A 14,932-nucleotide genomic window follows, 5' to 3' on the forward strand; every position below is an offset into this window, starting at 1 on the left:
CATGAGCCTTGACGACCTGTACCAGGAGATCATCCTGGACCACTACAAGAAGCCGCGGAACCGGGCGCCCGACCTCGAGCCACACCACGTCCACGTCCACCACTCCAACCCGCTGTGCGGCGACGAGATGGACCTGCGTCTGCGCATCGGGGGTGAGGTGAGTGAGACCGTCGACGCCGTGGTCTACGACGGGGACGGCTGCTCCATCTCGATGGCGAGCGCATCAGCCATGACCGAGGCGGTCGTCGGCCGGACCTTGGACGATGCGGAGGATCTCGCCGAGGCCTTCCGGCTGATGATGCACGGCGAGGATCTGCGCCGCGAGGAAGATCTGGTGGATGGAGTGGCGTTCCAAGGAGTGGCCAAGTTCCCCGTCAGGGTCAAGTGTGCCCTGCTCGGCTGGATGGCCCTCAAGGACGCCATCGCCACCCACCGCGCCGGCTCCAACGAACACGAAGTCACCCACGACTGAGCCAGGCCACGAGCCCACATAGGATTGATCACATGACCGACACCGCCTCACCCACCGACAGCGCCACCACCGACACCGCCGCTGGCTGGCCGACGGAGGAGACCGACGAGCAGTTCGCCGCCAAGCAGGACGCGGCGGAGTCGCCCTTCGCCGGTGCCGAGGTCGACGAGAACGGCGTCGCCACACCGGCCGCGGGCTACGAAGCCATGAAGGCCGTCATCGACCCCGAGATCGGCATCAACGTCGTCGATCTCGGCCTGGTCTACGACATCACCATCAACGAGGGGACCGCCTACATGCGCATGACCCTCACCTCGATGGGGTGCCCGCTGACGGAACTCATCCACCAGCAGGCAACGCTGGTCCTCACCCGGCTGCCAGGCATCGACGACGCCGAGGTCGAGTTCGTGTTCAGCCCGCCGTGGACCACCGACATGATCTCCCCGGAGGCCCGCGAAGAGCTGCGGGCGATGGGCTTCAACGTCTGACCAATGGGTATCTGTTGACCCATGAGCGCAGATCCCCAGCCCAACACCCACGCCATCATCGCGCACGTGGCCGATGCTGCCTCGGCTGAGGCGGCCCTCTCGGCCCTGACCGACGAGGTCGGCATCGACCTGGATCGTGTGACGCACGGCACCGGGCAGTCGTTCGCGGCAAAGCTCAACAGCAGCCGAGAGGAGAAGGAGGCGAAGAGCCGGATCGCCAAGTGGCTGCTCTCCCTGGGGCAGGAACGCGAGGAGTTGGTCCGGCTGGCCGAGGTCGTCAAGGACGACCGGTACGGGATCGTTATCAACGACGTCGACCGCCGCGACACGCTGGACGCCGTCGTCGCCGTCCTGAAGCGCCACGATGCGAAGGACATCGTGTACTTCGGCGAGTGGCAGACCGAGGACCTGTCCATCAACCGGGCCGCCACCTGAAACCACTGTTTCCACCGGGAAGGTCTGCGCCGCACCTACTGTTGATGCAGCCATGGAACCGTTGATTGCCGAGCCCGCGGAACTCACCAACGAGGAGATCCGTCGCTACTCACGCCACCTGATCATGCCCGACATCGGTATGGACGGGCAGGGGCGCCTGAAGGCGGCGAAGGTCCTGGTCGTCGGGACCGGCGGTCTTGGCTCACCGGTCGCCATGTACCTGGCTGCGGCCGGCGTCGGTGAGATCGGCCTGGTCGACTACGACGTCGTCGACGAATCCAATCTGCATCGCCAGGTGATCCACGGGACCTCCGATGTCGGCAAGCGGAAGACCGAGTCGGCCAAGGAGACCATCCTCGACATCAACCCGGGCGTCACCGTCACCATCCACGAGACGCTGCTGCGCAGCGACAACGCGCTGGAGATCATCCGGCCCTACGACCTGGTCATCGACGGAACCGACAACTTCCCGACGCGATACCTGGTGAACGATGCCTGCGCGATCCTGGGCAAGCCCAACGTCTACGGCTCGATCTTTCGCTTCGAGGGGCAGCTGTCGGTCTTCTGGGACGCCAAGGGGCCGAACTACCGGGACCTGTTCCCCGAGCCGCCGCCGCCCGGCATGGTGCCGTCCTGCGCCGAGGGTGGCGTCTTCGGCGTGATCTGCGGCACGATCGGCGCCGGCCAGGTCACCGAGGCCATCAAGCTCATCACCGGCATCGGCACACCGCTGATCGGCACCATGAAGTTGTACGACGCGATGGACAACGAGTGGCGGTCCATCACCGTCCGCAAGGACCCGAACGGCCAGCCGATAACGACGCTGATCGACTACGAGGCCTTCTGCGGGGTTCCGGCCAACGATCACGCGACCGAACAGGCGAGCCAGGACTTCGACGTCCAGATGACCCCCGAGGACTTCGAGAAGATCCGCGACCAGGTCACCCTGATCGACGTCCGCGAGCCACACGAGTACGAGATTTCACGCATCGAGGGGTCGACGCTGATTCCGCTGGGCGACCTGCCGTCGCGCATGAACGAACTGGACAGCGCCGACGAGATCGTCCTGCAGTGCAAGTCAGGGGCCCGGTCCATGGAGGCACTCGAGCTGTTGCGGTCGGCCGGCTTCACGAAGCTGTCCAACCTGCAGGGTGGCATCAACGGCTATGCCCGCCAGGTCGACCCGTCGATCCCGACGTACTGACCGAGACGACCGACCCTGACGGCTTGATCCGGACTTCCTCCACCCGGTAGCCGGCGACCTTCGAGACCTCGAGCACCATGCCCTGGTGGGTGACGGTCTGACCGACCGCGCCCACCGCTCCGGTGCGATGCTCGATGAAGCCGGCCAGGGTCTCGAACGGTCCGTCGGGCAGGGTGAGCCCGGTGCGGTCGGTGAGTTCGTGTGGGCGGAGGCTCCCGGAGACGATCATCTGCTCGTCGGGGGTCCGGCGTCGCAGCCGGCGTGACAGTCGGTCGGTCTCGTCCTCGAACTCTCCGATGAGCTCCTCGACGATGTCCTCGAGCGCCACGAGGCCGCTGACCGACCCGTACTCGTCCACCACCATCGCGATGTGCTGGCGCCCGGACCGCATGTCGAGCAGGAGATCCTCGATGGGCCGGGAGTCAGGCACCACCAGCGCCGGGCGGACCAGATGGCGGACCCCCAGGGATGCGGCCGCATCCTCGTCGAGCAGCGCGTCCTTGACCGTCAGGACCCCGACCACCTGGTCGAGGTTGCCGTTGTGAACCGGCAGGCGCGACCGGCCGGTCTGGCGGGCCAGCGCCAGCACGTCGGGACGGGGAGTGTCCACGCTGACGGAGACGATGTCGGTCCGCGGCACCATCACCGACTCCGCATCCAAACCCGACAGGTCCAGAGCTCGGGTCAGCAGATCGGTGTCCTCGCCACCGATGGTGCCGTCACGTGCGCTCTCCCGGAGCACGAGGAGCAGATCACCCGGTGCGTGAGCCACCGCCAGCTCCTCACGCGGCTCGACCCCGACGGCACGGACCACCCCGTTGGCAATGGCGTTCAGGGCGACGATGACCGGCCGGAGGATCGTGATGAACACCCGGAAGGGTCGGGACAGCAGCAGCGATGACTTCTCCGGATCGGCGATGGCCCACGACTTGGGCGCCATCTCGCCGACGACCATGTGCAGGAACACCACGATCGACAGGCCGATCCCGAACCCGAGCCCGATCGCAACCGGCTCGGGCAGCGGCGTCTGCTCAGCCAGCAGATGCTCGAAGAAGCCGGCGACCAGCGGCTCGGCGACAACCCCCAGCCCCAGGCTGGCCATCGTGATGCCGAGCTGTGCACCGGCCAGCGTGAGGGACAGCTCGCGCAGGCCCTTGACCGCCGACACCGCACGCCGGTCGCCCTCGGTGGCCAGCTGCTCCATGCGGCTGCGCCTGGCGGAGAGCAGGGCGAACTCGGCGGCCACGAAGAACCCGTTGAGCACCAGCAGCACGATCCCGACGACGATGCCGACCAAGCCCGTCACGGGGCCACCTCCCCGTGTCCGGCGTCCGCCGGCTGGCCGCCATCCTCCGCGGTGACCATGAGGCGGACGGACTGCACGGTGTGACGCTCCATCGCCAGGACGTCGAGCACCGCGCCATCCAGCTCCACGCGGTCGCCAGGCTCGGGGACCCTGCCGAGCTCAGCCATGACCAGTCCGGCCACCGTGTCGTGCTCGCCCTCCGGCAGCTCCACGCCCGTGTCGCGACGAACCTCATCGATGCGCCAGGTCCCCGGCAGCCGCCAGCTACCGTCGTCGCGTCGGACGGGCGACCGTTCGAAGGGGTCGTGCTCGTCCAGGATCTCACCGACCAGCTCCTCGACGATGTCCTCCAGGGTGATGATCCCGGCCGTGCCACCGAACTCGTCGATCACCACGGCGAGCTGCGTGTGTGAGTCGCGCAGCAGGCGCAGCACGTCGGGGAGCAGTGCCGTCTCGGGAACGGCCAACTCGTCCTCCGTGAGCGCCCCGACCGGGGTGATCGCCAGCTGATCCTCGGCGATGTCCATCAGCTCCTTGATGCTGACCACACCACGGACGTCGTCGAGGCCGTTCTCGCCGGCCACGGGGAAGCGGGTGTGACCGGTGCTGCGCGCGAGCGCCATCAGCTCGTCACAGGTGGCGTCGCCTGCGACCCACTGGATCTCCGACCGCGGCCGCATGGCCTCGTCGGCCTTGAGCTCCCGAAAGTCGATCGACCGTTGGAGCAGGCTGGCCACACCCTCATTGAGCGCGCCTGACTCGCCCGAGGTGGCGATGATGTGCTCCAGTTCCTCGATCGTGACGGCCTGGGTGAGCTCCTCTGCCGGCTCGATCCCGACCGATCGGATCAGACGGTTGGCGGCGTTGTCGAACAGGCGGATGATCGGTCCCCACAGACGCAGGTACAGCTCCTGACCCCATGCCAGGCGGCGCGAGACGTCCTCTGCTCTGGCGATGGCCAGGTTCTTGGGGCCGAGCTCACCGAAGACCATCTGCGCCGCGGTCGACAGAGCCAGTCCCGTCCCCAGTGCAGCGGCCTCCGTCGTCTCGGCGCTGGCGCCCAGGGGTTCGAAGAGCGGGGTGAGCAGTGCTTCGAACACCGGCTCGGCCACGAACCCCACCGCAAGCGACGTCACGGTGATCCCCAACTGCGCACCGGACAGCGCGAACGACAGGCGCTCGATCAACCCGAGGGCGATCGCCGCCTTTCGGTCACCAGCGTCCCGCCGCGCCTCCAGACGGCTCCGGCGTGCCGCGACGAGGGCGAACTCGGCCGCCACGAACCAGGCGTTGCCGGCGATCAGCGCGACGATGAGCAGCAGTCCGAGGGCCGTCATGATCGCCCATTGTGTGCCAAGACCGAGATGGCGCGGTGGCGCCGCGACGAGGAATCGTCGACCAGCGGCTCTGGGGGCACGACCGCGTCCGGGGGCGTCACCGCCGGTGGTTCGACGGGGGCCGGTGGTGGGGTGGCATCGCCTGGGGATTCGGGCGGTGTCGGAGGACCAGGCGATGTTGGCGGGTCCGGTACCGGTTCCGGTGTGTTCTGGACCGGTCCGGGTTCCGGAATCGGCTCGGGCGTGATGGTTGGCTCGAGGGAGATGTCGGGTTCGGGGAGGGTCTCGGGCTCGGCGCTCGTCACGGGCTCGGATGCGTCGTCTGTTGGCGTCTCAGCACCACCCGTGCCGGTGCCGACCAGCACGATCCGCGGCTGCGCGCGGTAGACGGTCGTGTACGTCTCGCTCTCGCGGCGGCCGTCGACGTAGGTGATGTCGCGCGTCACGTCGACGGTGAACCCCTGCGCGCCGTCCTGCTCGACACGCTCCTCCCCGGCTGGCAGCTCCGGGGTGGGCCGTCGCTCCTCCTCCGGCTCGCTGAAGCCGTACCGATCGCTGGTGGCGGACTCCACGGCTGCGAACACCGAGGAGTACAACGTGACCGTGATCTGGGTGTCGGTGTAGCTGGTGGCGATGAGGATGCCATCCGGGGAGTTGTTGGTGAACTGCAGGTCGATCGGCGGATCGAAGTTGAGCGTTGCCTCGCGGCCGAGCGGATAGCGGGGCAGGTAGTAGGAGTGCGGTTGGAACTCCTCGATCTGATACCCGCCGAAGAACACGGCGTTGAACAGCGTCGTCGTGAACTGACTGACGCCGCCACCCACCTGATCGACGAACTCGCCGCTCTCGATTGCGCCGCCCTCCACGAAGCCATTGGCCAGCGTCCGCGGCCCGACGGTCTCGTTCAGGGAGAAGGTCTCGCCGGGTCGGACTATGGCGCCGTCGACGAGGTCGGCGATGCGATGGATGTTCTGCACGCGACCCTCGCAGCAGGGATGGTCGGTGGTGAACGCGGCGACCTGCTGCGTGATACCGAGTTCGGCGACCACCGCATCGGGTAGGTCCGGCTGGATCTGCCGACCCTCCAGGGCTGCCGCCCGGGGGCCCACCGCTGTTGCGAGCTCCAGCAGCTGTTCGGCGACGATGTCGAGGTCGAAGACGAACCCCGTCTGCGAGGGCACGAGCTGTGGTGTGCCGCTGCTCACGTCGATGCTGGCGTCCGTCGGCGCGGTCGTCAGCGCAAGTGGATCGAACGGCAAGACGTCGAGCAGGGCAGCAGGATCGATGACGATGGCGGCGCGGGTGGTGCCATCCACGTGATCGGCCCGGACGGCGAGCAGACCAGCCAGGGTGTCGGCGTCCAGCGTCCAGTCGGCCAGCGGGGTGGTGATGGTGATCGGGGCGCTGGCCGCGCGCTCGGCCTCGGACTCGAGCAACGCCCGGTCGTCATCGTCGATGGCCGGTGTCACCACGAGCGTCGGGACCTCCACCGCGCCGACGGCGGCTGCGGAGGACCCCAGCAGCGCGTCCACGGTCACGCGGCGAAGTGCCTCCACGTCGATGACCTCGCTGGGCGGGGGCAGCTCCACGGACGCTTGGCCGTCAGCAGCGATGCGCACCGCACCCAGGGGTGCTTCGAGACCGACCTCCCGCGCGATCCTCGCCCCGGCCTGACGCAGCCGGGTCTCATCGATGGCTGCGACCGGGTTGACCACGAGCGTGGTGGCGGAGGCGATCAGGTGGTCGCCAAGGGCCGCCACCGGGTTGGCCTGCCGACCGCGTCGCCGGATCGCCTCGATCGTGGCGTCGATGTCGAGGTCCAGTCCCAGCTCAGGTGCCGACATCGTGATCACCCGACCCCCGTGGGTGATCTCCAGCTGCCGCTGGCGTAGCCCGACTGCCAGATCCTGCACCACCGTGTCCAGCTCGGCGTCGGACAGACCACCAACCGGAACCGGTGTCGAGCCCGGACGGGCGACTTCCAGGTTGGTCAGGACGCCGTCCCGGATCGTCCGGAACGCCACCAGGGTCGACGCGGCCAGCAGCAGGACGAGCACCACGAGCGCCGCGGCCGCGCGTCCCCAGTTGATGCGGGTGCGCGGTGCGGCAGCTTGGCCTATTGACCGCGTCACCATGCGGTCAGTCTACGGTCTGACCCTCGTCAGCCATCTCACCCTGTCCGTTAGCCTCGTTGAGTTGGGCCTCGTGACCGGGTACACCCGTACTGCTTCCCCGTAACACCCCTCATATCCTCCCGCCCTACCGCAGCCCGAGCCGGTCTGCCCTGGGCGCTTGTCGTTACGGATGGTCGTGCATCACTCAGGTCAGCTCTTGGATCGCCACACGAGATGGCGCGTCCTGACCGTTGTCCTGGCCACACTTGCCCTCGTCGCGGTCACGGCGCCGGCAGCCGCCAACCCCGAACAGGAGCGGATCGCCGAGACCCGGGCCCAGCTGCAGGCCGTTCGTGACGAGCTGGACAACGCCCGGAACGACGCCGACACCGATCAGATCGCGCTGGAGGATGCCGATCGCCAGTTGCGTGCCGTCTTCGACACGGTCGAGGCGGCCTCCGCAGCGGTCGACCGACAGCAGCAGGCCGTCACGTCCGCGCAGGACCGGGTGGCGACCGCCGAGGCGGAGCTGGAACGCCAGCAGGTGCTGATGGGTGAGCGTGTCGCCCGGCTCTACCGTCAGGGTCGGCAGGACGCCGTCATCAGCGTGTTGGGTGCCGGGACGGCTGCGGACGTCGTGCAACAGACCGCCTACATCAACGCCATCGGTCGTGAGGACCGCATCCAGGTGGAGACCTTGACCAACGCCGAGCGTCGCGTCGACGCCGAACAGCGTGTCCTGGCGGCCGAGCAGGTGGCCATGGAGGAGGTCCTGGTCGAGCAGGAGGCCCTGCTCGCCGATGTCGAGGAGATCCGCAACGACCGCGCCCTCATCGCAGCGGCGAGCGTCGAACTGGTGGCCGAGCTGCAGGCACGGGAGAGCTACCTGGAGGAGGAGGAAGCCCAGCTGGAGCGCGAGGCCCGGGCTCGCGCCGAAGCTGAACGCCAAGCGCAGATCGCCGCCGCTCAGGCTCAGGCTGCTCGGGCCACGAACTCGAGCACCCTGGCGGCGAGTGGCGGCGTGGCGGACGCTCCAGTGGCCGCAGCCCCTGCGGCCGCGCCCGACGCGCTGGAGGCGCAGGACTCGCCCGACGTGGCATCAGAGACCGGGGCGGTGGCTGACAGCCCTGACGCTGCCGAAGACCCCGGGGCGCTCGAGCCCGAGCCTGAACCGGAGCCAGAGCCCGTGGCGGCACCGTCCGGCGGGTTCGCATGGCCAGCATCCGGGACGGTGACCAGCGAGTTCGGCAATCGTTGGGGCCGGCTCCATGCCGGCATCGACATCGCGGGTGGAACCGGGACGGCCATCGCCGCGGCCCGTGGCGGCACCGTCGTGGACATCAAATCAGGTGGCGGGTACGGCAACCTGGTCATCATCAGCCACGGCGATGGCTTCTCGACGTACTACGCCCACCTGTCGAGTGTCGCGGTCAGCGTCGGGCAGTCGGTCTCCACCGGCTCCTACTTGGGCGGCATGGGCTGCACGGGGAGCTGTACCGGGACGCACCTGCACTTCGAGATCCGCTCCGGGGGCTCCCCGGTCAACCCGCGGAACTACCTCTAGCCAAGTCGGCAGTCAGGCGCAGTCCTCCGGAACGGGGGCGGCGCCCAACGGGACCTCCTCGGCCGCTCTCGGGTCGTCCTCCATCGGCGGTGGCGGGGGAGCAGAGAAGTCGGCTCCCGGCCCCACGATCAGGACGATGTCGCTGATGCCCTCAGTCTCGGCAATCGTGGCACCGGGGATCTGGTCGGCCACCAACTGGGCTGCGGCCGCCCGTCCGGGCCCGTACTGGACCACGGTCGCCGGCACCGGGTCGGCGTTGCCGATCCCAGTGATCTCGAAGCCGCGGTCCATCATGAACTGACGCGCCTGGGCGGCCAGCCCGTCGACGCCGGCGCCGTTGAGCACGCGGATCGGGACATCGCCGGGTTGGGCGGCTGCGACCTCGGGCGTCGGCGGGATCTGCAGGATCGATCCGTCGGCGAACTGTGCGAACAGCGGTTCGGCCAGCGGCGCGTCCGGGATCAGGACTGCGGCGCCGTCGACGTTGGCGGCGTCGGCCGGCACGGTGTAGGTGGCCAGCCCGGCCCCCGCGAGACCTCGTGCCGCGCGAGCCAGTCGCGCCAGGTCGAGCAGACCCAGGCCCTGGTCGCTGATCAGCGACTGGCCGGAGGAGCGCGCGACCCGGAACAGGCGCGGGACGTTCACGACCGTGGAGGGGGAGATGACCTCCTCGGCCAGTTCTCGGAGGAAGCGTTGCTGCCGAGCGATGCGGCCCAGGTCCGAGTCGATCATGCGCGACCGGACGAAGCCGATGGCTTGTCGACCGTCGAGCACGTTGCAGCCAGCTGGCAGGTTGATGCCCGCGAAGGGATCGACCAGCGGAGCGTCGAGGAAGATGGGGACACCGCCGACGGCGTCGACGATCTGCACGAAGCCGAAGAGGTTGACCTCGACGTAGTGGTCGATGTTGATCCCGGTCAACGAGGTCACGGTCTGGACCAGGCACGAGGGGCCGAGTCGCGCGTAGGCAGCGTTGATCCGACCCTGTTGACCATCGCAGGCGGTCACGAACAGATCCCGGGGGAACGAGAGCATGGCCGCCCGCCCTCCGTCGACGCTCAGCAGGAAGATCGTGTCGGTCCGGCGGCCCTCGACGGCCTCGGTGCCCAACTCGGCCAGTTCCTCCGGCGTGAAGCCGTCACGACTGTCCGACCCGACGATCAGCACGTTGAGCGCCCCCTCACCGCGGGCCAGCCCCTCGATCGGCTCACGGTTGATCTGACTCGAGGAGTAGACGGCCAAACCGCCGAACACGAGCGCGAGGAGCAGGATGCCGAACAGGGCCAGGTTGAGGGCGGCACCGAGCGCACCACCGAAGGTCAGGCGACGGTGGCGCCCCCGCATCGCGGGACCGAAGTCGTCGTGGTGCGGCCCCTGATCGCCGCCCCAGCGCTCGCCATACGTCCGGTCGATGGATTCGTAGTCGCCACTCATCTCCCGACTGTGTAGCAGCCCTGTGGTCAGCCCGTGCTGATCTGCTGCACCAACCAGTCGTCGCCGTCCGAGACCAGGGTCAGCACGTATGACTGGGTGAGCTCACTGCCGGCTGTCTCACGGAGCCAGGTGACGTTGATGCGGGCGTCCCGTGTGGTCGAATCGCCCTCGAGGACCCGCAACTCGCCCACCGAGACCAGGCTGACGTCGCCGTCGAGCCCGCGGATTCTTGCGTCGGGCGCGGTGATGCCGTCCTCGTTGACCACAGCTCGGTCAGCGAACGCATCGAACAGGGGTGTCATCCGGCCCGAGAGCTCCTCGCCCAGGTCGTCGTCGAGCGCGACGTCCGGTGGCTCCGGCTCCCCGGCGGCTGGCCGGGGGACGTAGGCGGGCGCTGCCGTCACAGCCAGACGACCGCTGGCGTCCTCGGCGACCGGCACAGCCAGGTGGATCCACTGTGAGGCGTCCGGACCGGTGACCTGCGACGCCACGACGACGGTCGCGCCACGGTCGGTCAGGGTGGTCTGCACGGGCATCGTGAGGACCGCCGCTTGTGCCCCTTCGCCATCCCAGCCGAGCTGCGGGTCGAGGCCGGGTGCGAGGTAGGCGGCCAGCCGGGCCTCGCGTATGGCGGCTTGATCAGCCTGGAAGTTGAGGTAGTCGAACGCGAACTCGACCGCGAAGGCCTCGATTCGCGTCAGATCCTCGGTCGGACCTGCCTCAGCTGTGCCGGACCCGACGACGTCGGTGTCCGCTGCCGCGTCGGTGTCGGCACTCGCGCCGCTCTCGGCGCTCGCGTCGCTTGCGTCAGGGCCGCCCGCGTCGGCCGACTCGGCGACCACCGCTCCCGACGCGGTGAGATCCTCCGCGGAGTCACCCGCCACGGCCGGGACGTCGGCGCCGTCGGCCTGCTGGTCGCTGGTGACCGCCCCGTCGCTCTCCGGCTCGCCGCCGCTCCCGAAGATCGAGACGAGGGACACCACGGCGACCAGCAACAGGCCGCCGAGGATGAAGGGGCGGACCCACTTGGGTGAGTCCCCACCCGAATCGCCCGGGGAGGGTCGACGTGAGGACCGCTGCTTCTTGTTGCGGGAGAATCCTCCGCTGGAGTCCTTTGTAGACCGGGGCGACGGCCGATCCGGCGGTTGCGGATCGAAGAGCGGGGGTCGGGTGTCGCTCGAACTCACGAACCGTCCATCCCGGTGTCGAGCGGCAACTCGATCACCGTGCCCGGGTTCAGCTGGTCGGGGTCGCCACCGATCACATCGGCGTTCCAGGTGTAGACCAGCTCGTACGTCGCCGAGATCTGCGTGGTTGACAGGGACGCCGAGCCCCAGAGCTCACGGGAGATCTCCCACAGCGAGTCGCCGACCTGCACCTCATAGGACCAGCCCAGCGTCGGCGTGTCCGCGATCTCCGGCAGCGCCACGACGTCCTGGTCGTCTGTCGACCCGCCGGCCTGGAGGCTGCTGAACGCCTCCGCCACGGCCTCGGTCCAGTCCAGGACCCGCTGGTCATCGACCGGCCGGGCCTGCGCGATGGCGATGCGCTCCTCGAGCGTCGGCTCATCATCCTCGGCGGCTGGGTCCTCTGGGACGTCCGCGCTTCCTGTGAACGTCACGGCCAGCTGGGCGTCGGTGCCGGGGTGGACGGCTCGGACCGGCCGAGCCTGCTCGGCTGCTGCGGTGGCGAGGACAGGATCGACGTCCTGCGGGCTGGCCAGCGGGTGAACGCTGACCGTCGGTTCCGGCGCGGTCGTCGCAGATCCGCTTGGCCGCGCGTCCGGTTCGGGTCGTGGCTCCGGCGCCTGACCGGCCGGCCCGGCGGTCACCGCCGGAGGCGTGGGTACCTGGGCGACCGGCGCGGGCTCGGGCGCGGGCGTGCTCACGGGGGCGGGTGGCGTCGACCCTCCTGAGGGGGAGGTCGTCGGTGTCGGGGGACGCTGCGTCGTGGCCGGTCGGCTGACGGCGGGCGTCGAGACCGGCGGTGTGCTGCCGACACTGCCCGAGACAGGCGCGGATACGGCAGGCTCGGCGGGCGTGGAGACCGCGGGTTCAGCCGGCGCGGCGGGTGTCGGCGTCGCCGGCTGCGCCGGGTCCGCAGGTGTGGTCGGGGTGCCGCCAGCGGCTGGAGCGCTGGGGCTCGCCGGGGTCGCAGGTTGCGCCCCCGCTCCGCCCGAGGCGTCGTCGACGGGCGGCTGGCCCGGCCTGCCACTTTCGGGCCCGCCACCCGGCGTGCCTCCGTCCGGTCCGGTCGGGGCGCCCGGCCTGCCGCCTGGTGCCGGTCCGTTGCCAGGCTCCTCCTCGAGCGGTGGGGCGTCGGCGTCCGGTGGCGGCTCCTCGTCGGGCGGGGCCTCGTCGTCGAGCGGCGGCGCGTCCGCTCCCGGCTCCGCCACCGCCGGCGGCGCCGCTGCGACCGGTTCGGCGTCGATGACCGGATCGACGTGGGCTGCCACGTCCTCGACGGGGGGCGTCACGTCGTCCGCCGCGTCGTGCCCCCCACCAGCCTCGACCGGTTCCTGCTCGACCGGCACCTCCTGAACGGGCTCTTCCTCGGCGGGCTCTTCTTCGGTGGGCTCCTCGTCAGCCGGTTCCTCGGCGGGTTCCTCGTCCACAGGGGTCTGGTCAACGGGAGCATCGGCTACGGGATCAGCGCCGACATCGGGGTCGGGATCCTCCACGGGCGTCGGGTCCTCCGGGGGGGCCGCAGCCGGGGGCTCCTCCGGCGGAGGGGGGTCGGCCGGGGGCGGTGGCGCCGAGTCCTCTGCCGGCGGCGGAGGGGTGGCCTCCACAGGGGTCGGAGGCGGTTCCTGGGCCGCAGGCGGTGGGACCGGGTCGTCATCCGGCTGCCCGACATCGGGAGCGTCGGGCTCCGTGGGTGTGTCGGTCGCGTGGGCCACCCCAGCCATCTGCGGAGCCAGCAGCACCGACGCCGCACCGACGGCCGCCGCACCTTGCTTCGTCCGGGTCGCCGTGCTCGACAGCGCCCTGCGGGTGGCCGTTCCCGACTCCAGGGTCAGGTTGTCGCGGACGGCCCGGCGTCGCGCCGCACGTGACAGTTCAGCCTGATCGTCCGTGATCTGGTCAAGTGCCTTGTCGAGGTGGACGTTGCGGTGCATCTAGTTGCTGCCTCCATCGCGGGATGAGCGGTCCTCGTGCAGGGTGGAACTCGTCGGATCAGACAGGGGAGTGTCGTGATGCGGTGTGTCGTGTGGCTGCGTCACGAACTCATCGATCAGTGTTGCTGCCAGGGCAAGGTATGCCTGACGGGTTGGAGGTGCCAACCATTCCAGGCTCACCGCAGCGCCGTTGGCCAGTTCGGGGTCCCAGGGAATCGTCACGACCGATCGGACCAGTGCGGCGAAGTGATCCTGGATGCGGTCGAGGTCCACCGGCCCCTGGCCACCGCGCACCCCGTTGACCACCACCACGGCGCGCTCGACCTTGTCAGCCATGCCGTGCTCACGCAGCCAGGCCAGCATGTACGTGACCGCGCGAGCGGCATCGACGCTGGCACCCGTCACGACGACGAGTTGGTCGGCGGCCTGCACGACCCCCCGCGTGGCGGAGTCGAGGATGCCGGTGCCGCAGTCGGCCAGGATCAGGTTGTACTGCAGTTCGAGCATCGCCAGCAGGCGTTGATAGTCCTGCCGACCCATCCGCCGGGTCAGCCGCGGGTCGTCGGGACTGGCGATGACCTCGAGGCGCGAGTCGGCCTGGGAGGTGTAGGGCCGGATCTGGGCGTAGCTGGTGATCTCGTCGGGGATGGCCAACAGATCAGCAGCAGTGGCCATGGTCTCCCGCTGGACCCGGTATCCCAGGCTGCCCGCATCCGGGTTGGCGTCCAAGGCGACCACGCGGTCACCGCGCGTCGAGGCCAGCGTGTGCCCGAGGTTCAGCGCCGTCGTGGTCTTGCCCACGCCGCCCTTGGTCGAGACCACGGCGATGGACCTGGCCCCGGGGAGCGGACGGCGGGTCAGCCGGAGCAGCTCTCGAGCTCGGTCCTCGCCAGGTGTGGGAGCCGGGGTGTAGCGGCCTCCGGTGATGCGCCACAGGGCTCGCCGCCACCCCTTCCGGGGCGCCGGGTTGGTCTCGGTCACCCACCCGTCGTCGTCGAACCCGACGTCGGGGTCATCGACCTCGGTCGCTCCGCGGAGGGAGAACGGGTCATCCTCGGGCAGCACGAACGTGGATGGGTCGATCGGGACGTCGTCCAGGCTGACTTGCTCGGGTAGCTCGAAGCTCGCTGGCTCGGGCCGCGGGTCGAGAGTCGTCGAGAAGTCCCCCGCAAGTCCCGATCGGTCACGTCCGTGGTCCGACACTTCAGTCCTGCCGCCTTTGCTGCCCTTGCCGCCTCGTCCGTACCGCTGCCGGCACGCGCCCTCCGGGCCGACTCTACCCGTCAATTCACTAGTCCCACCACTCGGACGAGCGGACAATAAGTGCACCTCAGGTTGCGTTGGCGTGCGCACGGATCCCTCCATGGCCAGCACTTTCGCAGAGATGGACCACACCAGACCTAACGAGTTGGGAACATCATGTATCAGTCCGACGGGTGCGGCTGGCGCCCAGTCCGCGC

12 protein-coding genes are annotated in these 14,932 nt (G+C 69.4%); 5 read left to right on the forward strand and 7 right to left on the reverse strand.

Translation table 11 applies throughout. From position 1 onward, the window contains the following. The first annotated feature begins 1 nt into the window (after position 1). From sufU to moeB, 4 genes are read left to right on the forward strand one after another with little or no spacing between them, the layout of a single operon-like run. Positions 2 to 472 (forward strand): Fe-S cluster assembly sulfur transfer protein SufU, encoded by a 471-nt coding sequence (sufU, locus tag C1746_RS12835; protein ID WP_116714954.1) that lies wholly within the window; start codon positions 2 to 4, stop codon positions 470 to 472. 32 nt (positions 473 to 504) lie between these two features. Continuing rightward, complete coding sequence (locus C1746_RS22800; RefSeq protein ID WP_116714955.1) at positions 505 to 960, forward strand: metal-sulfur cluster assembly factor; 456 nt, start codon at positions 505 to 507, stop codon at positions 958 to 960. A 21-nt stretch (positions 961 to 981) separates the two neighbouring features. Then, entirely contained in the window at positions 982 to 1,395 is a 414-nt protein-coding gene (locus C1746_RS12845) for a hypothetical protein (protein WP_116714956.1), read from the forward strand. Positions 1,396 to 1,447: 52 nt separating this feature from the next. Continuing rightward, positions 1,448 to 2,599: a molybdopterin-synthase adenylyltransferase MoeB gene (gene moeB, locus C1746_RS12850; RefSeq protein ID WP_116714957.1), complete on the forward strand. Its 1,152-nt coding sequence runs from the start codon at positions 1,448 to 1,450 to the stop codon at positions 2,597 to 2,599. Here moeB and C1746_RS12855 read toward each other — a convergent pair. From C1746_RS12855 to C1746_RS12865, 3 genes are read right to left on the reverse strand one after another with little or no spacing between them, the layout of a single operon-like run. Further along, positions 2,553 to 3,905 (reverse strand): hemolysin family protein, encoded by a 1,353-nt coding sequence (locus C1746_RS12855; protein WP_116714958.1) that lies wholly within the window; start codon positions 3,903 to 3,905, stop codon positions 2,553 to 2,555. The two genes, moeB and C1746_RS12855, sit on opposite strands and share 47 nt — an antisense overlap. Then, positions 3,902 to 5,245 (reverse strand): hemolysin family protein, encoded by a 1,344-nt coding sequence (locus tag C1746_RS12860; RefSeq protein ID WP_116714959.1) that lies wholly within the window; start codon positions 5,243 to 5,245, stop codon positions 3,902 to 3,904. The genes C1746_RS12855 and C1746_RS12860 overlap by 4 nt, the downstream gene beginning before the upstream one ends. Then, on the reverse strand, positions 5,239 to 7,377 hold the full coding sequence (locus C1746_RS12865; protein WP_116714960.1) for a VanW family protein: 2,139 nt from the start codon (positions 7,375 to 7,377) through the stop codon (positions 5,239 to 5,241). Before C1746_RS12865 ends, C1746_RS12860 begins: the two co-directional genes overlap by 7 nt. Before the next feature lie 196 nt (positions 7,378 to 7,573). Between C1746_RS12865 and C1746_RS12870 the strand changes: the two genes are divergently transcribed. Next, positions 7,574 to 8,920, forward strand: coding sequence for a murein hydrolase activator EnvC family protein (locus tag C1746_RS12870; protein WP_162867695.1), 1,347 nt, complete (start codon positions 7,574 to 7,576; stop codon positions 8,918 to 8,920). 12 nt (positions 8,921 to 8,932) lie between these two features. Here the strand turns inward: C1746_RS12870 and C1746_RS12875 are convergent, their stop codons facing one another. From C1746_RS12875 to C1746_RS22075, 4 genes are read right to left on the reverse strand one after another with little or no spacing between them, the layout of a single operon-like run. Beyond that, entirely contained in the window at positions 8,933 to 10,354 is a 1,422-nt protein-coding gene (locus C1746_RS12875) for an LCP family protein (RefSeq protein WP_116714962.1), read from the reverse strand. A gap of 26 nt (positions 10,355 to 10,380) precedes the next feature. Then, positions 10,381 to 11,541, reverse strand: a complete 1,161-nt coding sequence (locus C1746_RS12880) for a conjugal transfer protein (protein WP_162867696.1) — start codon at positions 11,539 to 11,541, stop codon at positions 10,381 to 10,383. After that, positions 11,538 to 13,472: a LysM peptidoglycan-binding domain-containing protein gene (locus C1746_RS22070; RefSeq protein ID WP_162867697.1), complete on the reverse strand. Its 1,935-nt coding sequence runs from the start codon at positions 13,470 to 13,472 to the stop codon at positions 11,538 to 11,540. Before C1746_RS22070 ends, C1746_RS12880 begins: the two co-directional genes overlap by 4 nt. Continuing rightward, positions 13,473 to 14,675 carry a MinD/ParA family ATP-binding protein gene (locus tag C1746_RS22075; RefSeq protein ID WP_162867698.1) on the reverse strand — a complete coding sequence of 401 codons (1,203 nt, stop codon included), beginning with the start codon at positions 14,673 to 14,675 and terminating at the stop codon, positions 13,473 to 13,475. Positions 14,676 to 14,932 lie beyond the last annotated feature (257 nt).

It is taken from the genome of Euzebya tangerina (genome assembly GCF_003074135.1).
Classification (GTDB): domain Bacteria; phylum Actinomycetota; class Nitriliruptoria; order Euzebyales; family Euzebyaceae; genus Euzebya; species Euzebya tangerina.